Genomic DNA, 21082 nt, shown 5'->3' on the forward strand with positions numbered 1-21082 from the left:
GGTGGGATATGGCCGGGACACCGTCGTGGCCGGGCGCCGTGCCCGCGGAATGGTGGGAACGCCTCGCCGCCCGCTTCATTGAGGCGCTGGTCTTCGGGGTCTTCTATTACATTCTGTTCATCGCGCTGTGGGGCGCCTTCCGGACTGTCGGGATGGTCGAGGCGTTCGGCGGACGGCTCCCCGGGCTCTTGGCCTGGTTCCTGGCCGGCCTGTGTTATACGGCCTATGACTGGCGGGCCCATTGCCTGCGCCGGCGGACGTTCGGCCAGGCGATCATGAAGATTCGCCTGGCGCCGGACGACCTTCCGCGTGGCGCCCTGCTGAAACGGGCCCTGGTCTATCCCGGGCCTGTCATGCTGATGGGCATTCCGGTGGTCAATCTGCTGGCCGGAATGCTGCTGTTCGGCGTCGGGCTGCTCATCCTGATCGACAAGCCGTTGGAGCGCGGGCCGCATGACAGGCTGGCCGGAACGCGGGTGGTAAAAGATCTTCGTTGAGGCGTCCACACCTGGGAAGATGCCTTTTCGCAAAATTTTCCCTTGATCCGGTAAGGAGCCTGGAGAGACTGGCATTAGGCTATGGGACGTCCGGGTTGCCGGATGTCGGTGCCCCTGCTCCCTGAGGGCGACTGTGTGTGGCTATGGTCGGTTCCGGGTGAGTTGTCACCTAGGCGTCATGAGCGTCCGGCGTGCTCCCGCAGGTCCCGCAGGTCGCGCCGGGATGCGTATTTAGCGCCCCCGAAACCCTGCTAGCCCTGGAGGCGAGGACGAATGGAAGCCGTAACAGACGTATTGTCAGCGCTCATCCCCCCGGTCGTGGTCGGCGGCGCCTTCATCTTTGGCGCGGTGAAGTTGCTGCGATCGGAGGGCGCCGGGCGACGGGCAAACCGCCAGGATCAGGCCGAGAACCAGAACTGATCTGCCAGTCAGCCGAATCCCCGTAGCGCTGAATTGTCTCCGCGCCTTTCCGGGTATATGTTTGGGCGAGCGAATGAAACAATGCTCCGGGAAAGGATTGCGTAGATGGCCAAGCAGATCCAGGAGATTCTCATCGATGACCTCGATGGGGGCGAGGCCAATGAGACGGTCAGCTTCGCTATTGACGGCTCCTCCTATGAGATTGACCTCAGCGACGTTAACGCCAAGAAGCTGAGGGACGCACTCACGCCTTTCGTGCAGCACGCCCGCAGGGCAGGAGCCGTGTCCGCCCGTCGCCGTGGTCGCGGCGGCAACCGTGCGATGAGCCGCGAGAAGAGCTCGGAGATCCGGCAGTGGGCCAAGGCTCACGGCCTGCCGGTCAGCGAGCGCGGCAGGATCGCCTCCACCGTCGTGGAGAAGTACGAAGCGGCTCACTGAGCCTCGTCGAGAGAGCCATCTCCTGACCATGCGCTTATGCCGTTCGCCTAGGACCCCGGCGAGCGCCATAAGCGCATGATCGTTTTTGCGGGGAGTTCGTGAATCCCCGGACCACTTGTTGATCTTCTAATTCGCCCAAATGTGGGCGTATTGCTCGCTCGTGTCGCCGGACAAGGCGCCGCGCGGGAGTGGAACGTGCCGGGCTTTGCGGCCGGCGTCCGTGTCAATTCCCGGGCGCCGCCGGGCTCGCCGCGTGTTGGCCGCCATGTTCGCCGCCATGTTCGCCGCCGTGTTCGCCGCCGTGTTCGTCACCCGCGGCCGGAACGGGCCAATGCCGTCACCCGCCGCAATGTTCCCCTTCCCGGCTCCCGCGGCGTACGCGCAAAGCGGTGACGCTCCGCCGCACAATCGGGCAGCCGGTGCTTCCCGAAGCGCCGTCGCGAGCCCTGTTCCGGTACCGGGTACTTCCGTCTTCTTACGGCCTTGTGCGGGGTTCTCAGGGCTTGTCGGCGCTTGTTCGGGCCTCTCTTCGGGCCTCTCTTCAGGCTTCTCGGTGGGGCGGGCCGTGGATGACCGGCAAAACGCCGGCCTGCGGCTGGTGGGGCGCGATGGAAAACCGGTGGCCTCTCCCGTGTGCCGCGCATTGTCCCGTCGCGGGACCCTCGTGCGCACCGGCGATCGGTAACCCGGCTGACCCGATGGGGAATACGTGTGACGTGCGTTGCGTGCCGAGTTGTGCTCAGGGCGTAGCGCCCGCGCTTGGACGCGGTTTGGAGCAGCACATACGATGATTACGTAACAGATACGGGCGCGGGCATCGGAGATGCGTGGCCGGCGGGCACCCCAAGGCCGGCTTCGCCCCGGCGTCCGACGGCCGATCCGTGTTGGTCCGCCCTGGGCCGCGGGCGTCGAATTCCAGGCGCTTCCGGGAAGCGCCTAAACATCGTTCGCTTGCGGCGTATCGGGAACACGTCACCCCCGAACAGTAGTTGGATAGAGGGTGAACGCCCTGCTCTCGGGGAACGTCTCTGCTATAGAGCGTGTCAGCGGCAGTGGGCACGGTTCGCCGAGCCAGGGCTAGCATGCGGGATGACGGGACCGGATTTACCGGCCTGACTGACCGCTCTGTGAGGAGCGACGAGATGTTCGAGAGGTTCACCGACCGAGCGAGGCGTGTTGTCGTCTTGGCCCAAGAAGAGGCCAGGATGCTCAACCACAACTACATCGGCACTGAGCACATTCTTCTTGGTTTGATCCATGAAGGTGAGGGCGTAGCCGCCAAGGCTCTGGAGAGCCTCGGCATCAGCCTTGAGGGTGTGCGCCAGCAGGTCGAGGAGATCATCGGCCAGGGCCAGTCGGCTCCGTCGGGGCACATTCCGTTCACCCCGCGGGCCAAGAAGGTCCTCGAGCTGTCGCTCCGTGAGGCTTTGCAGCTGGGTCACAACTACATCGGCACCGAGCACATCCTGCTCGGGCTCATCCGCGAGGGTGAGGGTGTGGCCGCCCAGGTGCTGGTCAAGCTTGGAGCTGATCTCAACCGTGTCCGGCAGCAGGTCATCCAGTTGCTCCACGGTTACCAGGGCAAGGAGCCGGCCGCCGCGGGCGGTCCCCAGGAGTCGGCGCCGTCCACGTCCCTGGTGCTCGACCAGTTCGGCCGCAACCTGACCCAGGCGGCCCGTGAGGGCAAGCTCGACCCGGTCATCGGCCGTGAGAAGGAGATCGAGCGGGTCATGCAGGTCCTCTCCCGGAGGACCAAGAACAACCCGGTGCTGATCGGCGAGCCCGGCGTCGGCAAGACCGCCGTCGTCGAGGGCCTGTCGCAGAAGATCGTCAGGGGCGAGGTGCCCGAGACGCTGAAGGACAAGCAGCTCTACACGCTTGACCTCGGTGCCCTGGTCGCCGGCTCCCGCTACCGCGGTGACTTCGAAGAGCGCCTGAAGAAGGTGCTCAAGGAGATCCGCACGCGCGGCGACATCATCCTGTTCATCGACGAGCTGCACACGCTCGTCGGCGCGGGCGCCGCCGAGGGCGCGATCGACGCCGCCAGCATCCTCAAGCCGATGCTGGCCCGTGGCGAGCTGCAGACGATCGGCGCCACCACCCTCGACGAGTACCGCAAGTACCTCGAGAAGGACGCCGCGCTGGAGCGCCGCTTCCAGCCGATCCAGGTGGCCGAGCCCTCTCTCAGCCACACGATCGAGATCCTCAAGGGTCTGCGCGACCGCTACGAGGCCCACCACCGCGTCTCCATCACCGACGACGCCCTGGTGGCCGCCGCGCAGCTGGCCGACCGCTACATCAGCGACCGCTACCTGCCCGACAAGGCGATCGACCTCATCGACGAGGCCGGTTCCCGGATGCGCATCCGCCGGATGACCGCTCCGCCGGACCTGCGCGAGTACGACGAGAAGATCGCCAACGTCCGCCGCGACAAGGAGTCCGCGATCGACGCGCAGGACTTCGAGAAGGCCGCTGCGCTCCGCGACCAGGAGAAGCAGCTCCAGCTCAAGCGCGAGCGGCGGGAGAAGGAGTGGAAGGCCGGCGACATGGACGTCGTGGCCGAGGTCACCCAGGAGCTCATCGCCGAGGTCCTGGCGACCGCCACCGGCATCCCGGTCTTCAAGCTGACCGAGGAGGAGTCCCAGCGCCTGCTCCGCATGGAGGACGAGCTCCACAAGCGGATCATCGGCCAGGAGGACGCCATCAAGGGTCTGTCGCGGTCCATCCGGCGTACCCGCGCCGGTCTGAAGGACCCGCGCCGTCCCGGTGGTTCGTTCATCTTCGCGGGCCCGTCCGGTGTCGGTAAGACCGAGCTGTCCAAGGCTCTGGCGGAGTTCCTCTTCGGCGACGAAGACGCTCTGATCAGCCTGGACATGTCGGAGTTCATGGAGAAGCACACCGTCTCCAGGCTGTTCGGCTCGCCTCCCGGCTACGTCGGCTACGAGGAGGGCGGTCAGCTCACCGAGAAGGTGCGGCGCAAGCCGTTCTCCGTGGTCCTGTTCGACGAGATCGAGAAGGCCCACCCCGACATCTTCAACTCGCTGCTGCAGATCCTGGAAGACGGTCGCCTGACCGACGCCCAGGGCCGCGTGGTCGACTTCAAGAACACGGTCATCATCATGACCACCAACCTCGGCACCCGTGACATCTCCAAGGGCATCGGGGTCGGGTTCGCGAAGTCCAACGACACCGAGTCCAACTACGAGCGGATGAAGGCGAAGGTCCAGGAGGAGCTCAAGCAGCACTTCCGGCCCGAGTTCCTCAACCGTGTCGACGACATCGTGGTCTTCCACCAGCTGACGCCGAACGAGATCATCAAGATCGTCGATCTGATGCTCGCCCAGGTCGACGCCAGGCTGAAGGACCGCGACATGGGTCTCGAGGTCTCGCCGGAGGCCAAGCAGCTGCTCGCCGACCGCGGTTACGACCCGGTCATGGGCGCCCGGCCGCTGCGCCGTACGATCCAGCGCGAGCTGGAGGACTCCCTGTCGGAGAAGATCCTCTACGGCGAGCTCCGTCCGGGGCAGGTCGTGAAGGTGACGATCGAGGGCGAAGGCGACAACGCCACGTTCGTCTTCAAGGGCGAGTCCGCCTCGACGGTCCCGGACTCGGCGGCGGCGATCGCCGCACCGATCCAGCACTGACCGACCACCACCGAAAACCCCCGCCCCGGCGGGGGTTTTCGCATTTCATCCCCCGACGCCCGACGCCCGACGCCCGACGCCCGACGCCCGATCGTCGTCCGCTGACCGCCGTCCGCTGACCGCCGGCCCCCGGGCGCCGGCGCCCGGCCCCGGATCGCCCGGCCCCGGATCACCCGGCCCCCGATCGCCGACGCCCGGCCCCGGTCGCCGATCGGGCCGCTGGTGTTGCAGCGCCGCACGTCTTCGGGGTGCCGGCATTCTGCGGCGCCCTTCTCTGGGCGCTGGTTCTCTGCGGCGCCGTGTTGGCTCCGGTTTACGGCGGGCTCGGTGGGCCCTGGCGCCGTACGTGGCTGAGGGCCTGTAGGGGGCGGGAGCTGAGGCCGTACGTGGGTGGTTCGGGTGCGCGGCGCGTGTCCCTGGTTCGGGGCACGTTTGGACGTCGATGAGGGGGGCTGGGCCTCTCGTTTGGCTCTCAGGGCGAGCTGTCTCTGTGGTGGCTTCGAGGGGGTGGGGTGGGTTGTTGCTTAATTGTTGGATGGGTGGGTACGCCGCCACCGGTAGTAGTACTACACTGCGTAGAGCATCGCCAAGTCTCATCCAAGTGATCCGCAAGAGCGTGTTCCTAGAGTCGGAGCTGCTCCCTGGGGAGTAGTGAGGAATCAACTCAGGGCGGACGCGTGCGCCACCCGGAAGCAGGCATGCTCACACAGGGTTCGCGCGTCTGAGGCGGGCGACGGGAACACTCAAGCAAGCCGTGGAGGAACCGATGCGCCTGCGTCACAACGACGGAACGCTCGTTCACCTCGCCTACAACGCAGGTATCCACCCTGCCGAGGACCTGGAGAACCTGATCGCGCACCTGACCCGCTACGCGGTGCCGGTGCGCAAGAGGCTGGGTGTGGAGCGGATGGGCATCGGGCTGTGGTTGTCGCCCGGCGTCGCCGACCACCTCACGGCCGACCGCATCGAGCTCGTACGGCTGCGCCGCTCCCTGGAGGAGCGCGGCCTGGAGGTCGTCAGCCTCAACGGCACCGGCGGACGCAACCAGGAGGTCCCCGGCCCCGACTGGGCCAAGCCCGAGCGCTACCGCTACACCATGGCGCTGGCCAAGATCCTGGCCTTCCTGCTGCCCGACGACGTACGGTTCGGCAGCATCTCGACGATCCCGATCGGCTGGCGCCGCGACTGGCCCGCCGACCTGCACGCCATCGCCACGCGCCGCCTGGAGCGGCTGGCCCGCGAGCTGCGCGGCATCTACAGCGTGACCGGGAAGACCATCAGGGTCGGCTTCGAGCCGTGGCCGGGGTGCGTCCTGGAGACGACCGAGCAGGCGCTGGAGCGGGTGGGCGGCATCGACTCCGAGCACCTGGGCGTGTGCCTGGACGCCTGTCACCTCGCCTGCGGGGCCGAGGAGCCCGGCGCGGCGCTGAAGGGCCTGGCGGAGGCCGGTGCGCCCGTCGTCAAGCTGGGGCACGTGCACAACCACACGGGCGAGACGCCGAGCACCGGCGCGGTGCTGCACGACACGCTGACCGCGATGTTGTCCGGCGCGGTCAGCGGGAGCGCGCACATCGAGGTCGAGACGCACAACCTGTTCGTGCCGGGGCGTGCGAAGGGGCCGGGCGCGCTGGTGTCGCTGCTGGCCGAGGAGCTGGCCTGGGCCCGTACGAACCTGACCAGCCTCGGCCTGCAACTGGCCGCCTGATCAGGAGGCCGGGGCCGGTGGAGCATGCGCACCGGTTCCGGCTCGGCTGATCCATTCAGAGGCCGGCGAACCAGCCTGGCGTGTCCAGCCGCCACATGTTCGCCGGCGTCATCCTGCGCAGGTCCGACTCCAGGGCCCGCAGGCGGTCCTCGCCCAGCTCCGTGGCCCATCGGGCGCGCAGCTCGTCGAAGATGCGGGCCGAGCGGTCGAGCGCGTCGACGCCGCGGGGCGTGAGGCGCACGATCTTGCGCCGGGTGTCGAAGTCGTCCCTGGTGCGCTCGACGTAGCCGGCGCGTTCGAGGGTCTCGATCGTCTTGCCCGCGGCCTGCTTCGACACGCCCAGGGTACGGCCCAGGTCGACGGCGGTCGTGCCGCGCGTGCCGATCGCCTGCATGACGAACCCGTGGTTCGGACGGAGTTCCGGATGGCCCTGGCGGGCCAGCTCGGCGTGCAGCTCGTCGATGAGCGTGCGGAAGGCCAGCAGAAGTCGTAGAGGCAGTTCGAAGCCTGGGGTGTCGCTTGACAAGATAGACAACCTGGTTAACTATATAGACAACGTAGTTGCCTATCTTAAGGGGTCAGAGCGTGTCTGTCATTCGTGCCGCGGATTCCCGGCGTTCCGAGACGCCGAGCGGGGTCATGACCACCTTCGCCTCGCCGACGCAGGGCGGTGCCTCGTGCGCGCTCTGGCGGGTCGACGCGAAGCCGGGCGTGGCGGGGCCCCAGCACGACATCGACACCGAGCAGGTGTGGAGCTGGCTCGCCGGCGGTGCCACCGTCGAGCTGGGCGATGAACGGTTCGCGGTGGGCGCGGGTGACACCGTCGTCATGCCCGCTCATGTCCTGCGCAGGGTGGTGGCCGACGAGCACGCCGGCTTCACGGCCGTCGTCACCGCCGCCGGCGGCGCCAGGGCCCTCATGCCCGACGGCACCGACGTCGGCACGCCGCCGTGGATCGCGTGATCGTCATCAGGAACGGGCGCGGCGCGGGGCTGTGCCCAGCCGAGAAGAAGGAGCTTGTGTGATGCCTGTCGTCATGTCCGCCGACGCACGTGCGGTCCGTACGCCCAACGCCTTGATGACCACGCTGGCCTCGCCCACCCAGGGCGGGGCCGGGCAGGTCATGTGGCGGGTGGACGCCAACCCCGGCATGGAGGGCCCGGTGCACGCCGCCGACCGCGAGCTGGTGTGGACCTGGCTGGCCGGCGGCGCGGTCGTCGAACTGGGCGGCGAGCGGTTCGAGGTCGGGGCGGGCGACACCATGGTCCTGCCGGCCGACGTGAGCCGGCAGATGTTCGCCGATCCCGAGCACGGGTTCGTCTCGATCGTGGTCGCGCCGCCGGGCGTGGAGGTCTACAACCCCGGCGGCGAGTCCGCGCCCGACGCCTGCGACCTCGCCCCGAAGGGCACGGACCGCACCGTGCCCCCATGGATGGCCTAGCGGGCGCTCAGGAGTGCGGCAGCCGGTACGTGCCGTCGTCGAGCACCTCGGCCAGGCCGTCGGCGACCAGGCCGTCGAGGGCGCGTTCGCGCTGGGTCGCGTCGTCCCACACCACGTCGAGGGCCGCCTTCGGCACCGGGCCGTGGGCCGCGCGGAGCACCGCGAGCAGGCGGCCGCGGCACTGGCGGTCGGTGCCGGCGTACGTCTGGCCCTTGCGGGCGGGACCAGTGTGGGGTGGTTTGCCGGCCAGCCGCCACGCGCACAGGTCGGCGATCGGGCAGTCGGCGCAGCGCGGCGCGCGGGCCGTGCAGACCAGCGCGCCCAGCTCCATCACGGCCACGCCCCAGCGGGCCGCGCCCAGCTCCGGCAGCAGCGCCTCGGCCAGCCGCCGCTCGGCCGCCGAGGTGGCCGTGGGCGGGTACTCCTCGGCCCGTACGGCCCGCGCGAACACCCGCCGCACGTTGGTGTCCAGGACGGCGTGCCGGCCGCCGTACGCGAAGCTGGCGACCGCGGCGGCGGTGTACTCCCCGATGCCCGGCAGGGCCAGCAGCGTCGCGTGGTCGGCGGGCACCTCGCCGCCGTGCTCGTCGGCTATGGCGCGGGCGCAGGCGTGCAGGCGCAGCGCCCGGCGCGGATATCCGAGCCGGCCCCAATGCCGTACGGCCTCGCCCGGCGGCTCGGCGGCCAGCGACTTGGGCGTGGGCCAGCGGGCCATCCACTCCAGCCACACCGGCAGGACGCGGACGACCGGGGTCTGCTGCAGCATGATCTCGCTGACCAGCACTCCCCACGGGGTCGCGTCGTCGGCGCGCCAGGGGAGGTCTCGGGCGTTGTCCTCGTACCACTCCAGAACGGGGGCGTGCAGGAGGTTCGGCTCAACCACGCGGTCAAGCGTATTCGTAGACGGGCTCGTTCGGCGTGTCGTCACTGTTGGTAGCCGATCAATTACCATGCTGTGCCTATGGATCCGGATTCGATGGGTGGCGACGGCGGTGACGTCTACTGGCGGCGTCGCATGAGCGTGCTGGTGGCCGTGCTCGTCGTGGTGGCCGTGGTGGCGTGGGCGTGCTCCAGCGGGGGTTCCGGGCCGGAACGCTCGTCCAGCGCGCAGAGCTCACCGAGCGCGACGCCGGCCACCGATCCGCTGCTCGCGGGCCTGCGCACACTCGCCATGGGGACGGCCAGCCCGTCGCCCACCCCCGCGCCCAAGGAGAGCCCGGCCGCCAAGCCGAGGCGGCCGGGGGAGCCGTGCCCGCAGGACAGCCTGGTGCTGAGCCTCCAGGGCGGCAAGGAGCCGATCTACACCGGCGCGGCGCGTCCGACCTTCATCGTCACGCTGGTCAACACCGGGCCGGTGATGTGCACGGCCGACGTCGGGCCGCGGGCCATGGAGATCCGCATCACCTCGGGCGCCGACCGCATCTGGTCCACCGCCGACTGCGTCAGCGGGGTGGGCACCGAGGTCAGGGAGCTGCAGCGCGGGATCCCGTACGTGCGCACCCTGGAGTGGGACCGGCGCCGGTCGAGCACCGACTGCCGCTCGTCCCCGGCCTCCGCCCTGCCCGGCACGTACGTGGCCACCGCCCGCATGGGGGCGCTCCGCAGCGGCAAGGGCGTCTTCCACCTGCGGTGAGCGGCCGGCCTCAGACGTAACGTTCGAGGATCGACGACTCCGCCAGGCGGGACAGGCCCTCGCGGACGCTGCGGGCGCGCGACTCCCCGACGCCGCCCACCTCCTGCAGGTCGTCGATGCTGGCGGCCAGCAGCTTCTGCAGGCCGCCGAAGTGGTTGACCAGCCGGTCGACCACCGTGGCGGGCAGCCGGGGCACCTTGGCCAGCAGCCGGAAGCCGCGCGGGCTCACCGGGCTGTCGAGCCGCTCGGCGCCGCCGTGGCCCAGCACGTGCGCCACGGCCGACAGGTCGAGCAGCTCGGCGCCCGACAGGTGGTCGAGGTCGTGCAGGGCCTCGACCAGGCGCTTCTGGCGGCGGCTCGCGGGGGCCGGCAGGTAGTCGCGCACGACCAGCTCGCGCTCGGAGTCGACGCCCGCCACCAGCTCGTCGAGCTGCAGCGACAGCAGCCGGCCGTCGGTGCCCAGCTCGACCACGTAGCCCTTGATCTCGTCGGAGATGCGCCGGACCATCTCCAGGCGCTGGGCCACCGCCGACACGTCGCGCACGGTGACGAGGTCTTCGATCTCCAGCGCCGACAGGGTGCCGGAGACCTCGTCGAGCCGGTGCTTGTAGCGCTCAAGGGTGGCCAGGGCCTGGTTGGCCTTGGACAGGATGGCCGCGGACTCCTCCAGCACGTAGCGGATGCCGTCGAGGTAGAGGGCGATGATCCGCATGGACTTGCTGATCGCGATGATGGGCAGGCCCGTCTGCCTGGCCACGCGCTGGGCGGTGCGGTGGCGGGTGCCCGACTCGTCGGTGGGGATCGCGGGATCGGGGACGAGGTGCACGGCCGCCCGCACGATCTTCTGGTCGTTGCTCACCACGATCGCGCCGTCCATCTTGGCCAGCTCGCGTAGGCGGGTGGCCGAGAACTCGACGTCGAGCTCGAAGCCGCCGCTGCAGACCTCTTCGACGGTCCTGTTGTGGCCGAGCACGATCAGGCCGCCGGTCTGCCCGCGCAGGATGCGCTCCAGGCCGTCGCGCAGCGGAGTGCCCGGCGCCACGGCGGCCAAAGCGTCGCGACGGCGGTCGTCAAGACTCCTGTCCACCTGACCCCCGTGTCGATTGGTCACGCCCAGCTTAGCCGTGCTATGTGACGTGCGTGAGTGCGTCCCAGACGTTCTCGGCCTGGACGACCTCGAACCCGGGGGCGAACGCCACGGGCCCGACGGGCACCAGAGCCCGCTGCCCGTTGCGCTTCCCGGCGCCCGTCTCCAGGGATCCGGCGGGCACGAGCGCCCTCTTGAACCCCAGCCTGGACGCCTCCGTCAGCCGCCTGCGCACGTCTTTGACCGGGCGCAACTCGCCCGCCAGGCCCACCTCGCCGAGCGCCACCAGACCGGGCGGCAGCGGCTTGTCGCCCGCGGCGCTCGCGACGGCGAGCATGACCGCCAGGTCGACGGCCGGATCGGCCAGCTTGATGCCGCCCACGGTGGCGGTGAACACGTCGCAGCCGCCGAGCCGGGCGTTGAGCCGGCGCTCCAGCACGGCGAGGATCATCTGGACGCGGTAGGTGTCGAGCCCCGAGGACGTGCGCCGCGGCTGCTGGGCCTCGGTGCGGGCCACGAGCGCCTGCACCTCGGCGGGCAGCGGGCGGGTGCCCTCGACGGTGACGGTGACGCAGGTGCCGGCGACCGGCTCGCTGCGCCGCGAGACGAACAGCCCGCTCGGGTCGGTGATGCCCTCGATGCCGCGCTCGTGCAGGTCGAAGCAGCCGACCTCGTCGGTGGGGCCGAACCTGTTCTTGATGGCGCGGACCATGCGCAGCCTGGAGTGGCGGTCGCCCTCGAAGTTGAGCACGACGTCGACCAGGTGTTCGAGGGTGCGGGGGCCGGCGATCGAGCCCTCTTTGGTGACGTGGCCCACGAGGACCGTGGCGAGGTTGCGCTCCTTGGCCATGCGCACCAGGTTGGCGGCCACCTCGCGCACCTGGGTCACGCCGCCCGGCACGCCGGTGGTCTGGGCCGAGCCGACCGTCTGGACCGAGTCGACCACCAGCAGGCTGGGCTCGACCTTGTCGACGTGGGTGATCAGCGCCGACAGCTCGGTCTCGGCGGCGAGGTAGAGGTTGTCCTGGATGGCGCCGATGCGGTCGGCCCGCAGGCGCACCTGGGCCGCCGACTCCTCGCCCGTCACGTAGAGGACGGTGGTGCGCTCGGCGATGCGGGCCGCGGCCTCCAGCAGCAGCGTGGACTTGCCGATGCCGGGCTCGCCGGCCAGCAGCACCACCGCGCCGGGCACCAGGCCGCCGCCGAGCACCCGGTCGAGCTCGCTCACCCCGGTGGTGCGGGCCGCGGCCACCTCGGCCTTGACCTGGCCGATGGGCAGCGCGGGCCCGGTGGTCGCGCCGCCCTGGACGACGTTGACCCCGGCGCGCGCGCCCTCCTCGTCGACAGTGCCCCACGCCTGGCACTCGCCGCACCTGCCGACCCACTTGCTGGTGCGCCAGCCGCACTCGGCACAGCGGTAACCGGGCTTCTGCGCTGTCTTGGCCATGTCGAGCAGGCTAGCGGCCCGTGCCGACAATCCTCGACTACCGCGTGAGGCCCAGTTCCTGCACCAGCAGGCGCTTGGGCCGGGCGCCGACGATCTGCCTGACGGGCTCACCGTTCTCGAACAGCAGCAGCGTGGGCAGGCCCATCACGCCGTAGCGGGACATGATCTCGGGGTTCTCGTCGGTGTTGAGCTTGCCGATGGCCAGGCCGTGCTCGGCCTCGATCTCGTCCAGGACGGGGGCCACCATGCGGCACGGCGGGCACCACTCGGCCCAGAAGTCGACCAGCACCGGCTTGTCGCTCTTGAGCACCTGCTCCTCGAAGTTGTCGGTGGTCAACGTGATCATTTGTCTCCCCTTACGAAACAGCCGGGACACGACTGGGCGAGCTGGGCGGCGACCTCGGCGCGGCGGGCGAGCAGCACCCGGATCTCCTCGTCGATCTGCATGATCTTGCGCTGGTAGACCTCGACGGACTCCCGGCAGGAACCGCCCGAGCTGTGGCCCGAGCGCAGGCAGTCGACGAAGGGACGGGTGTCCTCCAGCGTGAATCCGACCGAGAGCAGCGACCGGATCTCGGCCACCAGCTTGACGTCCTCCTCGGCGTACTCGCGGTAGCCGTTGGGGCCGCGTCTGGCCGAGAGCAGGCCGTGCTGCTCGTAGTAGCGGAGTGAACGGGTGCTCACCCCGGTGCGTTCCGCCAGCTCCCCGATGCGCATGCCACCACGGTAAACGTTGACGCCGACGTCAATGTCAAGCCCGCCGAGCGGGGTGAGGCCATGAATTCAGAAGTAGCGCCAGCGCAGCACGTTCGGGTAGAAGATCTCCAGGCCGGGGGTCTCCGCGACGGCCTGCTCGGCCACCTCGGGGGCGAACTCGATGCGCAGCACGGCCTCCAGGTCGGCCCGGCGCTCGAAGGTCATCGTGAGGTCGAGCGGCCGCCGCTGCCAGCCCTGACGGACCCAGAACGCCTCCACCTCGCGCGCCGAGTACGTCGGCACCGTGCGGGAGAACCAGCGGCCGAACGAGCCGCGGGTGGCGTCGAGGTCGATGACGAACGCGGCGCCGCCGCGGCGTACGACGCGGGACAGCTCGCGCAGGCCGGGCTCGCAGCCGGGGCCGAAGAAGTAGGCCCAGCGGGCCATGGCCACGTCGACGCTGGCGTCGGGCAGCGGGAGGTCCTGGGCGGCGGCGGCGTGCACCGAGACGTTGGGCAGGTTCGCGCAGCGGCGGCGGGCCAGGCCGGCCAGGTCGCCGTGCGGTTCGACGCCGATCACGGCGGCCGCGTCGGCGGCCAGGACGGGCAGGTGGAAGCCGGTGCCGCAGCCGATGTCGAGCACGGTGGCGCCGGCCCAGGGGCGCAGCTCGCGCATCGCGGCGTCGGCCGCGCCTTCGGGGTCCACGGCGCGGTTCTCCAGCTCGTAGACCTGGGGAGCGTTCCAGATGTTCGGGCTGGGGATCGCGCCTCTGGCTATCCGTGGCATGGGCCCAACCGTAGCGGGGTTCGAGGGAGTGTCTTTGAGGTGGGATGGGGGGTTGGGTAGGGCTATCTGGTGGGGCTCACGCGCCAGAGGCGCTTCTCCGGCTTAGGCTGGCAACGTGGCTGATGTCATCCGCGTGCCCAATGCGAAGATCGCATTGTCCACCGCCTCGGTATATCCAGAACGCACTCCCGACGCGTTCGAACTGGCCGCGCGCCTGGGCTACGACGGTGTCGAGATCATGGTCGGCGCCGATCCGGTGAGCCAGGACATCGACGTGATCGAGCGGCTGTCCGAGCACTACCAGGTGCCCGTCCTGGCGATCCACGCGCCCTGCCTGCTCGTGACGCAGCGGGTGTGGGGCAGAGACCCCTGGGCCAAGCTGGTCAGGGCGCAGAAGGCGGCTGAGCGCCTCGGCGCCTCGACCGTCGTGGTGCACCCGCCGTTCCGCTGGCAGCGCGACTACGCCCGCGACTTCGAGAACGGCCTGGCCCGCATGCGTGACGAGACCGATGTCACGTTCGCGGTCGAGAACATGTTCCCGCTGCGCGCCAGGGGCAACGACGTGGTGCCGTACTCGCCCGACTGGAACCCGATCGACTACGACTTCCCGCAGGTCACCCTCGACCTGTCGCACACCGCGGTGTCCGGCTCCGACGCCATGGAGATGGCCACCAAGCTCGGCGACCGGCTCGCCCACCTCCACCTGGCCGACGGCATGGGCGTGACCAACAAGGACGAGCACCTGGTCCCCGGCAGGGGCAACCAGCCGTGCGCCCAGATGCTGGAACGTCTGGCGAACTCGGGCTACGGCGGCCTGGTGGTGCTGGAGATCAACACCCGCAAGGCGGCCAGCCGCACCGAGCGCGTCGACGACCTGGCCGAGGCGCTGGCCTTCGCCCGCCTGCACCTGGCGGCGTCCCGATGAACGTGGGGCCGACCAGGAACGTGGGGCCGACCAGAGACCTCGCGCGGGTCTTCGACAGCGTGGCCGACGCCTACGACGCGGGCCGCCCGTCCTATCCCGACGAGATGTACCGCGCGCTCACCGAGGTGACCGGGATCGAGCTCGACGGCGCCACCGCGATCGACGTGGGCGCGGGCACGGGCATCCTGACGCACGCGCTGCGGGCCCGCGGCTCCCAGGTGATCGCGGTCGATCCGGGGGCGGAGATGCTGGCCCGGCTGGTCGCGCGGATCGACGGCGAGCCGCCGGCGGTCGCCGCGGTGATCGCCGACGGCAACGCGCTGCCGCTGGCCGACGGGGTGGCCGACCTGGTGACGTACGCCCAGTCGTGGCACTGGCTCGACCCCGTCGTCTCGATCGCCGAGGCCAGGCGGGTGCTGCGGCCCGGCGGCGCGATCGTGGGCTGCTGGAACCTGCACCACGCGGCGCAGGCCGAGTGGCTGGCCGCCTACGAGGCGCGGCTGGCCGAGGCGGTGCCCACGTACTGGGGGCCGGCGGTCGAGGAGTGGTCGGTGCCGCCGATCGCCGCTGCCTTCGAGGTGGTCCAGGAGCGCTGGATTCCGTGGACGAGGCTGGTCGGCATCGAGGACTTCCTGCTCGACCTGCGCTCCCACTCGTACATGGCGGCGCTGTCGCCGGACGCGGCCGACGAGCTGGTCGGGCGGCAGCGCGCGGAGCTCAGGAAGGCCTTCCCCGAGGGCGTGCTGTCGGTGCCGATGCGGGTGTACCTGGCGGTGGGCCGGTGACCGGCGGGACGCGGCCATGAGCAACGTACGACGCCGTCCCGGCCGCAGGCCCGGGTCGGCCGACACGCGCGGCGAGATCCTGACGGCGGCGCGGCGGGTGTTCGCCGAGAAGGGCTTCGACAAGGCCACGGTGCGCGGGATCGCGCGGGAGGCCAAGGTCGACCCGGCTCTGGTCCACCACTACTTCGAGACCAAGGAGGGCATGTTCGCGGCGGCCATGCAGCTGCCGATCACCCCCGACGAGGTCATCCCGCTGTTGCTGGACGGCCCGCGCGAGGAGATCGGCGAGCGGCTGGTGCGGATGATCCTGCGGGTGACCGCCGAGCCGGAGACCCGTGAGCCGATGATCGCCCTGATGCGCTCGGCGCTCACGAACGAGCAGGCGGCGGCGATGTTCCGGGAGTTCATCACGAACGCGCTGCTCTTCCAGGTGGCCGACCGCCTTGGTGTTCCGCACCTACGCATCGAGGCAGCTTTTGGCCAGATGTACGGCGTGATCATGGGCCGTCACGTGATCAAATTGGAGCCGCTGGCCAGCGCCGATCCGGAGGAGCTGGTCGAGCTCATCGCCCCGACCATACAGAGGTACTTCACGGCGTAGAGCATTGTTCTGTATAGGGCACTGACCATAGGGTATGGATGTCATCCCGGGAAGTTACTGGCCGGTAAGCTTCCTGGAAACACGTGTCCGTATGCTGGCAGCCATCGTCGTCTGTGGGAGGACCCCGTGCTCTGGGTAGCGATCATCGGGCTGGTCATGACCGTCCTGGCGGTGGCCGTCGCCGGCCGCAGGGTGTTGTTCCTGTTCAGGTTGGCGACCTCCGGGCCGCCCGCGCCCGAACGCGTCGAGTACGCCAAGGAGCACGCCGCCGACGAGCTCAAGGCCCAGCTCGTCGAGGTCTTCGGCCAGAAGAAGCTGCTGAAGTGGACGCCGTCCGGCACGGCCCACTTCTTCGTCATGTGGGCGTTCTTCATCCTGCTGACCGTCTACATCGAGGCGTACGGCGCGATCGTCCAGGGCGCGATCACCGGTGAGCCCGACTTCCACATCCCGCTCATCGGCACCTGGGGCGTGCTCGGCTTCCTCCAGGACTTCATCGCCGTCGCGTGTCTGCTCGGCCTGGTCGCCTTCGCGATCATCCGGGTCAAGAACTCGCCCAAGACGCTGGGCCGCAAGTCGCGCTTCTCCGGCTCGCACCTCGGCGGCGCGTGGCTCGTCCTGTTCATGATCTTCAACATCATCTGGACGCTGTTCCTGGCCCGCGGCGCCTCGGCGGCCAACGGCAACTTCCCCTACTCCTCCGGCGCGTTCGTCTCGCTGGCGCTCGGCGACGCGCTGCCGGCCAGCCCGCTGCTGGAGGAGATCGCGCTGCTCCTGCACATCGGCTTCATGCTGGTGTTCCTGGTCATCGTGGTGAACTCCAAGCACCTGCACATCTTCACCGCGCCGCTCAACGTGCTGTTCTCCCGGCGTCCCAACGGGCTCGGCGCCGCGTCCGAGCTGCGCGTCGACGGCAAGCTCGTCGACTTCGAGGACGAGGAGCTCGACGCCGAGCGCCTGGGCCGCGGCAAGATCGGCGACACCACCTGGAAGGGCTTCCTCGACTTCTACTCCTGCACCGAGTGCGGCCGCTGCCAGTCGCAGTGTCCGGCCTGGAACACCGACAAGCCGCTCTCGCCGAAGATGCTCATCCTCGACCAGCGCGACCACGCCTTCAAGGTGGCCCCGTACCTGATGGCCGCCAGCACCGAGCACGCCGACACCGACGTGCTCGCGCTGCTGGAGAAGCCGCTCGTCGGCGAGGACGGCGTCATCCACCCCGACGTGCTGTGGTCGTGCACCAACTGCGGCGCCTGCGTCGAGCAGTGCCCGGTGGACATCGAGCACATCGACCACATCCTCGACATGCGCCGCTACCAGGTCATGGTGGAGTCGTCGTTCCCGTCCGAGGCGGGGGTGATGGTGAAGAACCTGGAGAACAAGGGCAACCCGTGGGGCATGTCCGAGATGAAGCGGGCCGACTGGATCGAGGAGCTCGACTTCGAGGTCGAGCTGGTCGAGGAGAAGATGCCCGAGGACGCCGAGTACCTGTTCTGGGTGGGCTGCGCGGGCGCCCTGGAGGACCGCGCCAAGAAGACCACCAAGGCGGTCGCCGAGCTGCTGCACATCGCGGGCGTGAAGTTCGCGGTGCTCGGCCCGATGGAGGCGTGCACCGGTGACCCGGCCCGCCGCCTGGGCATGGAGTACCTGTTCAACATGCTCGCCCAGCAGAACATCGAGACGCTGAACGAGGCCGGCGTCAAGAAGATCGTCGCGACCTGCCCCCACTGCTTCAACACCCTGGCCAACGAATACCCGCAGCTCGGCGGCACCTACGAGGTCGTGCACCACACGCAGCTGCTGTCGAAGCTGGTGGACGAGGGCCTGCTCACCCCGGTCACGCCGATCGAGGAGAAGATCACCTACCACGACCCGTGCTTCCTCGGCCGCCACAACAAGGTCTACTCCCAGCCCCGCGACATCATGTCGAAGGTGCCCGGCGTGCAGACCCAGGAGATGCACCGCCACAAGGACCGCGGCTTCTGCTGCGGCGCGGGCGGCGCGCGCATGTGGATGGAGGAGCGCATCGGCAAGCGCATCAACACCGAGCGGGTCGACGAGGCGCTCACCACGAATCCCGACACCGTCTCGACCGCGTGCCCGTTCTGCATGGTGATGCTCGGCGACGCGATCAACGAGAAGAAGAACAACGGCGAGGCCAAGGAATCGCTGGAAGTCGTGGACGTCGCGCAGCTGTTGATCAAATCGGTCAAGGGCGCTTCCTGACCACGGAAAGTCGGACTCCTCTACAGGCTCTGTAGAGGAGTTCCGCACGTCACGGGCCTCCTCGCTGGAAATCTCCCATCCACATAACGGGAAAATCACGGTAACCTCAACGTCGCATGGCCTTATTCGACGGGGAGGGGGCTGGTGATGCGCGTCGTGGTCACGGACGCCGAAGTCACCCTGGCCGACGTGCTCTCCCTGCGACTCGCCATCGATGAGCCCCTGCGTGACGGCACCGAGCTCGTGCTGCGCCATCGCGCCACGGGGGTCGAGCGCGACGTGCGCCTGGGCCGTACGGGAAGCCGGACGCGGGAGGCCACGCTGGCCGTCTCGCTGGCGCCGCTGGAGCTGACCGCCGGCCGCTGGGACGCCTACCTGCGGCACGAGGGCAGCCGCAGCAGGCTGCGCAGCGTGGACCCGGGGTTCTCCCTCGACCACCTCGACGCGTACGCGCTGTGCCGGCGGACGCTGGCCTACCGGTCGTACCGGACGCGGAACGGGTTTCTGGCCCTGAAGATAGCCGACGCCGAGCCGGTGGCCGAGGTGCGGGCGATCTGGTTCAGGGAGGGCCGGTTCGAGGTGACGGGGCTGCTGGCGTACACCGGGCTGGAGGACGACGACGCGCGCCGCGAGGCCACGCTCACCCTCGACCGCAGGCCGACCAGGGAACGGGTGTCGGCCAACGCCACCGTCCAGGGGGTGCGCTTCCACGCGGCGGTGTCGCTGGTGAACGTGGTCGAGGCCGACCCCGACACGGCCGGCACCTGGGAGGCAGCGCTGGAGGTCGAGGGCGTGCCCACGCCGCTGCGGCTGGGCGCCTGGCTCGACGACGTCGACGGCAAACGAAGACGGCTGCACTACCCGTCGGCCGAGATCGACGGCGTGCCCGTCCGGCCCTGTTACACCGCCGACGACGAGCTGCGCATCGAGGTGGGCGGATGAAGGTCAGCCTGGTGCTCGCCTCGGCGTACGGCATGCGCGGCGACGTGCGCGCGACGCTCAACCTCGCCACCGCCCTGTCCGAGCGGCACGAGGTCGAGGTCATCAGCGTCCGGCGGCAGAAGGAGAAGCCGTTCTTCCCCATCGGCTCCAAGGTGGCCATGCGCAGCCTGGTCGACGCCCGTCCGGGGGTGCGCCACCTGCTGCCGCGCGGCCAGATGCGCACCGAGATGGCGCTCTGGCGGCTGCTGCGCGGGCTCAGGTCCGACGTGCTGATCACCACCAGGCCGGGCATCGGCGTCCAGGTGGCGCGGCATGCTCCACGTGAAACCCTCAAGATCGCCAGGGAGTGGGGGCGGCCCGCCGTCCCCGGGCCGGTGCAGCGGCTCTACCCGCGCCTCGACGCGGTCGTGACGGCCACGGAGTCGGCCCAGGAGGAATGGGGCAGGCTGCTCGGCGACGGGTCCGCCGTCCACTCCGTGCCGGACGCGCTGCCGGGCGGCCCGTGGCCGCGCTCGCGGATGGACAACCGGATCGTGGCGGCCGGGGGCCGGTGGGTGTCGGTCAAGGCGTACGACCGGCTGATCAGGGCGTTCGCGATCGTGGCGGACAAGCGTCCCGACTGGCGGCTGCGGCTCTACGGCGGCGGCCCCGAGGAGCGGCGGCTGCGGTCGCTGGTGAACGAGCTCAACCTGCACAACCACGTCTACTTCATGGGCGTCACGCCCGACCTGGCGGGGGAGTTCGCCAAGGCGTCGATCGTGGCCAACCCCTCCCGCAGCGAAGACCTGGGCATGACCGTGCTGGAGGCCATGGGGTGCGGGGTGCCGGTGGTGGCCTTCGAGGGCGCCAGGGGCCCCAGGGAGTTCGTGGCGACCGGCTACAACGGCGTGCTGGTGCCCGAGAGCGAGAGCGAGGCGCAGCACTTCGCGGGCGCGCTGCTCGCGCTCATCGACGACGAACGCCGCCGGCGCTCGCTCGCGGCGGGCGCCCTCGACACCGCCGTCCGCCATTCGGCCGAGGAAGTCGCCGAACAGTGGGAGAAGCTGCTGTCAGATCTCCGCTAGCTCATACGGGTTACGGGTACCGTAGAAGCATGCATGGGTACAGCGGAGACAAGCAGGCATATCTGACGCGCCTCCGGCGAATCGAGGGCCAGATCAGGGGCCTGCAGCGCATGGTCGACGACGATGCCTACTGCATCGACGTGCTCACCCAGGTCTCCGCGGCCACGCGGGCCCTTCAGGCCGTGGCGCTCGGGCTGCTGGAGGAGCACATCTCCCACTGCGTCGCCGACGCGATCAACACGGGCGGCCCGGAGGCCGAGGCGAAGGTGAAGGAGGCGTCGGCCGCCATCGCCCGCCTGGTCAAGTCGTAGGGGGTCGTCTCCTCCATACGTAGGAGAGGCACACCCTCGATTGACTAGTTACCTGTAATAGCCGGGAACCACTGTCCCGGACCCCACAGGAGCCCGGGACAGGTAATTTCGATGGTCTTCAGCGACTCGCCGAAGTCCGCAATCCGAGCGCGTCGTCGAGTTCGTCCAAGGTCAGCCGCCGTTCGCTGACAGCCACGGCAGTGAGCACCTCGGCGTAGAGCGCAATCTCGTCCAACGCGACACGGTCGTGGACCCGAGAGTCCAGGTCGTCGTGCCCCACCGCGTCGTCCTTCCTTCCGCAGCCCACACCCTCTACGAGGTTACGGCGAGGGCCCTTCCGGCGACATGGCCCATCGGAGTCATTCCTTTCGGCGTCACGGGGGCCCCACAGGGATCATTTCCCGAAGTCGAGATCACAATTCAGCGAATTGCCC

General features: G+C 69.5%; 22 protein-coding genes. 14 read left to right on the forward strand and 8 right to left on the reverse strand.

Going from position 1 to position 21082, the window contains the following annotated elements; all coding sequences use genetic code 11:
* The first annotated feature begins 8 nt into the window (after positions 1-8).
* The 4 genes from AB0C33_RS24200 (at position 9) to AB0C33_RS24215 (ending at position 6704) form a co-directional block, all read left to right on the forward strand.
* Positions 9-497: an RDD family protein gene (locus tag AB0C33_RS24200; RefSeq protein WP_358291591.1), complete on the forward strand. Its 489-nt coding sequence runs from the start codon at positions 9-11 to the stop codon at positions 495-497.
* 525 nt (positions 498-1022) lie between these two features.
* Positions 1023-1355, forward strand: coding sequence for an Lsr2 family protein (locus tag AB0C33_RS24205; RefSeq protein WP_125641669.1), 333 nt, complete (start codon positions 1023-1025; stop codon positions 1353-1355).
* A gap of 1142 nt (positions 1356-2497) precedes the next feature.
* On the forward strand, positions 2498-4999 hold the full coding sequence (locus tag AB0C33_RS24210; RefSeq protein WP_358291593.1) for an ATP-dependent Clp protease ATP-binding subunit: 2502 nt from the start codon (positions 2498-2500) through the stop codon (positions 4997-4999).
* A gap of 766 nt (positions 5000-5765) precedes the next feature.
* Positions 5766-6704: a TIM barrel protein gene (locus tag AB0C33_RS24215; protein WP_357702269.1), complete on the forward strand. Its 939-nt coding sequence runs from the start codon at positions 5766-5768 to the stop codon at positions 6702-6704.
* Positions 6705-6759: 55 nt separating this feature from the next.
* On the opposite strand, the gene AB0C33_RS24220 is transcribed toward AB0C33_RS24215, so the two are convergent.
* Complete coding sequence (locus tag AB0C33_RS24220) at positions 6760-7230, reverse strand: MarR family winged helix-turn-helix transcriptional regulator (RefSeq protein ID WP_358291595.1); 471 nt, start codon at positions 7228-7230, stop codon at positions 6760-6762.
* Between the two features lie 59 nt (positions 7231-7289).
* Between AB0C33_RS24220 and AB0C33_RS24225 the strand changes: the two genes are divergently transcribed.
* The gene (locus AB0C33_RS24225) at positions 7290-7667 is read left to right on the forward strand and encodes a cupin (RefSeq protein ID WP_358291597.1); all 378 of its coding nucleotides are present in this window, start codon (positions 7290-7292) and stop codon (positions 7665-7667) included.
* Between the two features lie 61 nt (positions 7668-7728).
* Entirely contained in the window at positions 7729-8145 is a 417-nt protein-coding gene (locus AB0C33_RS24230) for a cupin (protein ID WP_358291599.1), read from the forward strand.
* 7 nt (positions 8146-8152) lie between these two features.
* On the opposite strand, the gene AB0C33_RS24235 is transcribed toward AB0C33_RS24230, so the two are convergent.
* Positions 8153-9028, reverse strand: coding sequence for an A/G-specific adenine glycosylase (locus tag AB0C33_RS24235; protein WP_352358604.1), 876 nt, complete (start codon positions 9026-9028; stop codon positions 8153-8155).
* A 78-nt stretch (positions 9029-9106) separates the two neighbouring features.
* Here AB0C33_RS24235 and AB0C33_RS24240 point away from each other — a divergent pair, with 78 nt between their 5' ends.
* Positions 9107-9778, forward strand: coding sequence for a hypothetical protein (locus AB0C33_RS24240; RefSeq protein ID WP_358291601.1), 672 nt, complete (start codon positions 9107-9109; stop codon positions 9776-9778).
* Positions 9779-9788: 10 nt separating this feature from the next.
* Here AB0C33_RS24240 and disA read toward each other — a convergent pair whose 3' ends face one another.
* From disA to AB0C33_RS24265, 5 genes are all read right to left on the reverse strand, one after another.
* Positions 9789-10865: a DNA integrity scanning diadenylate cyclase DisA gene (gene disA / locus AB0C33_RS24245; protein WP_352358608.1), complete on the reverse strand. Its 1077-nt coding sequence runs from the start codon at positions 10863-10865 to the stop codon at positions 9789-9791.
* A gap of 40 nt (positions 10866-10905) precedes the next feature.
* Positions 10906-12312 carry a DNA repair protein RadA gene (gene radA / locus AB0C33_RS24250; protein ID WP_358291604.1) on the reverse strand — a complete coding sequence of 469 codons (1407 nt, stop codon included), beginning with the start codon at positions 12310-12312 and terminating at the stop codon, positions 10906-10908.
* Between the two features lie 37 nt (positions 12313-12349).
* Complete coding sequence (gene trxA, locus AB0C33_RS24255; RefSeq protein WP_352325882.1) at positions 12350-12658, reverse strand: thioredoxin; 309 nt, start codon at positions 12656-12658, stop codon at positions 12350-12352.
* Positions 12655-13029, reverse strand: coding sequence for a MerR family transcriptional regulator (locus tag AB0C33_RS24260; RefSeq protein ID WP_352358614.1), 375 nt, complete (start codon positions 13027-13029; stop codon positions 12655-12657). The genes trxA and AB0C33_RS24260 overlap by 4 nt, the downstream gene beginning before the upstream one ends.
* Before the next feature lie 66 nt (positions 13030-13095).
* Positions 13096-13794, reverse strand: a complete 699-nt coding sequence (locus tag AB0C33_RS24265) for a class I SAM-dependent methyltransferase (protein ID WP_358291606.1) — start codon at positions 13792-13794, stop codon at positions 13096-13098.
* Positions 13795-13909: 115 nt separating this feature from the next.
* On the opposite strand from AB0C33_RS24265, the gene AB0C33_RS24270 reads away from it, so the two are divergent.
* The 7 genes from AB0C33_RS24270 to AB0C33_RS24300 all read left to right on the forward strand — a co-directional run bounded on the left by AB0C33_RS24270 (position 13910) and on the right by AB0C33_RS24300 (position 20648).
* Positions 13910-14719 carry a sugar phosphate isomerase/epimerase gene (locus AB0C33_RS24270; RefSeq protein WP_358291607.1) on the forward strand — a complete coding sequence of 270 codons (810 nt, stop codon included), beginning with the start codon at positions 13910-13912 and terminating at the stop codon, positions 14717-14719.
* Positions 14716-15504 (forward strand): class I SAM-dependent methyltransferase, encoded by a 789-nt coding sequence (locus AB0C33_RS24275; RefSeq protein ID WP_358291608.1) that lies wholly within the window; start codon positions 14716-14718, stop codon positions 15502-15504. The genes AB0C33_RS24270 and AB0C33_RS24275 overlap by 4 nt, the downstream gene beginning before the upstream one ends.
* A gap of 16 nt (positions 15505-15520) precedes the next feature.
* Positions 15521-16105 (forward strand): TetR family transcriptional regulator, encoded by a 585-nt coding sequence (locus AB0C33_RS24280; protein ID WP_358291609.1) that lies wholly within the window; start codon positions 15521-15523, stop codon positions 16103-16105.
* 126 nt (positions 16106-16231) lie between these two features.
* The gene (locus AB0C33_RS24285) at positions 16232-18331 is read left to right on the forward strand and encodes a (Fe-S)-binding protein (protein ID WP_358291610.1); all 2100 of its coding nucleotides are present in this window, start codon (positions 16232-16234) and stop codon (positions 18329-18331) included.
* A 147-nt stretch (positions 18332-18478) separates the two neighbouring features.
* Entirely contained in the window at positions 18479-19273 is a 795-nt protein-coding gene (locus tag AB0C33_RS24290; RefSeq protein WP_358291611.1) for a hypothetical protein, read from the forward strand.
* Positions 19270-20337 carry a glycosyltransferase gene (locus AB0C33_RS24295; protein WP_357975264.1) on the forward strand — a complete coding sequence of 356 codons (1068 nt, stop codon included), beginning with the start codon at positions 19270-19272 and terminating at the stop codon, positions 20335-20337. The genes AB0C33_RS24290 and AB0C33_RS24295 overlap by 4 nt, the downstream gene beginning before the upstream one ends.
* A 29-nt stretch (positions 20338-20366) precedes the next feature.
* Complete coding sequence (locus AB0C33_RS24300) at positions 20367-20648, forward strand: metal-sensitive transcriptional regulator (RefSeq protein WP_352327377.1); 282 nt, start codon at positions 20367-20369, stop codon at positions 20646-20648.
* 118 nt (positions 20649-20766) lie between these two features.
* Here the strand turns inward: AB0C33_RS24300 and AB0C33_RS24305 are convergent, their stop codons facing one another.
* A complete protein-coding gene (locus AB0C33_RS24305; protein ID WP_020540796.1) occupies positions 20767-20928 on the reverse strand; it encodes a hypothetical protein in 162 nt (53 codons plus the stop codon).
* Positions 20929-21082 lie beyond the last annotated feature (154 nt).

Origin of the sequence: Nonomuraea sp. NPDC048881 (assembly GCF_040649795.1) — a bacterium.
Taxonomy (GTDB): domain Bacteria; phylum Actinomycetota; class Actinomycetes; order Streptosporangiales; family Streptosporangiaceae; genus Nonomuraea.

Bases quoted from the DNA above. Each gene is read 5' to 3' on its own strand.
- AB0C33_RS24200 (WP_358291591.1), top strand. From the start codon at position 9: ATGGCCGGGACACCGTCGTGGCCGGGCGCCGTGCCCGCGGAATGGTGG.
- AB0C33_RS24205 (WP_125641669.1), top strand. From the start codon at position 1,023: ATGGCCAAGCAGATCCAGGAGATTCTCATCGATGACCTCGATGGGGGC.
- AB0C33_RS24210 (WP_358291593.1), top strand. From the start codon at position 2,498: ATGTTCGAGAGGTTCACCGACCGAGCGAGGCGTGTTGTCGTCTTGGCC.
- AB0C33_RS24215 (WP_357702269.1), top strand. From the start codon at position 5,766: ATGCGCCTGCGTCACAACGACGGAACGCTCGTTCACCTCGCCTACAAC.
- AB0C33_RS24230 (WP_358291599.1), top strand. From the start codon at position 7,729: ATGCCTGTCGTCATGTCCGCCGACGCACGTGCGGTCCGTACGCCCAAC.
- AB0C33_RS24240 (WP_358291601.1), top strand. From the start codon at position 9,107: ATGGATCCGGATTCGATGGGTGGCGACGGCGGTGACGTCTACTGGCGG.
- radA (WP_358291604.1), bottom strand. From the start codon at position 12,312: ATGGCCAAGACAGCGCAGAAGCCCGGTTACCGCTGTGCCGAGTGCGGC.
- trxA (WP_352325882.1), bottom strand. From the start codon at position 12,658: ATGATCACGTTGACCACCGACAACTTCGAGGAGCAGGTGCTCAAGAGC.
- AB0C33_RS24260 (WP_352358614.1), bottom strand. From the start codon at position 13,029: ATGCGCATCGGGGAGCTGGCGGAACGCACCGGGGTGAGCACCCGTTCA.
- AB0C33_RS24265 (WP_358291606.1), bottom strand. From the start codon at position 13,794: ATGCCACGGATAGCCAGAGGCGCGATCCCCAGCCCGAACATCTGGAAC.
- AB0C33_RS24275 (WP_358291608.1), top strand. From the start codon at position 14,716: ATGAACGTGGGGCCGACCAGGAACGTGGGGCCGACCAGAGACCTCGCG.
- AB0C33_RS24280 (WP_358291609.1), top strand. From the start codon at position 15,521: ATGAGCAACGTACGACGCCGTCCCGGCCGCAGGCCCGGGTCGGCCGAC.
- AB0C33_RS24290 (WP_358291611.1), top strand. From the start codon at position 18,479: ATGCGCGTCGTGGTCACGGACGCCGAAGTCACCCTGGCCGACGTGCTC.
- AB0C33_RS24295 (WP_357975264.1), top strand. From the start codon at position 19,270: ATGAAGGTCAGCCTGGTGCTCGCCTCGGCGTACGGCATGCGCGGCGAC.
- AB0C33_RS24300 (WP_352327377.1), top strand. From the start codon at position 20,367: ATGCATGGGTACAGCGGAGACAAGCAGGCATATCTGACGCGCCTCCGG.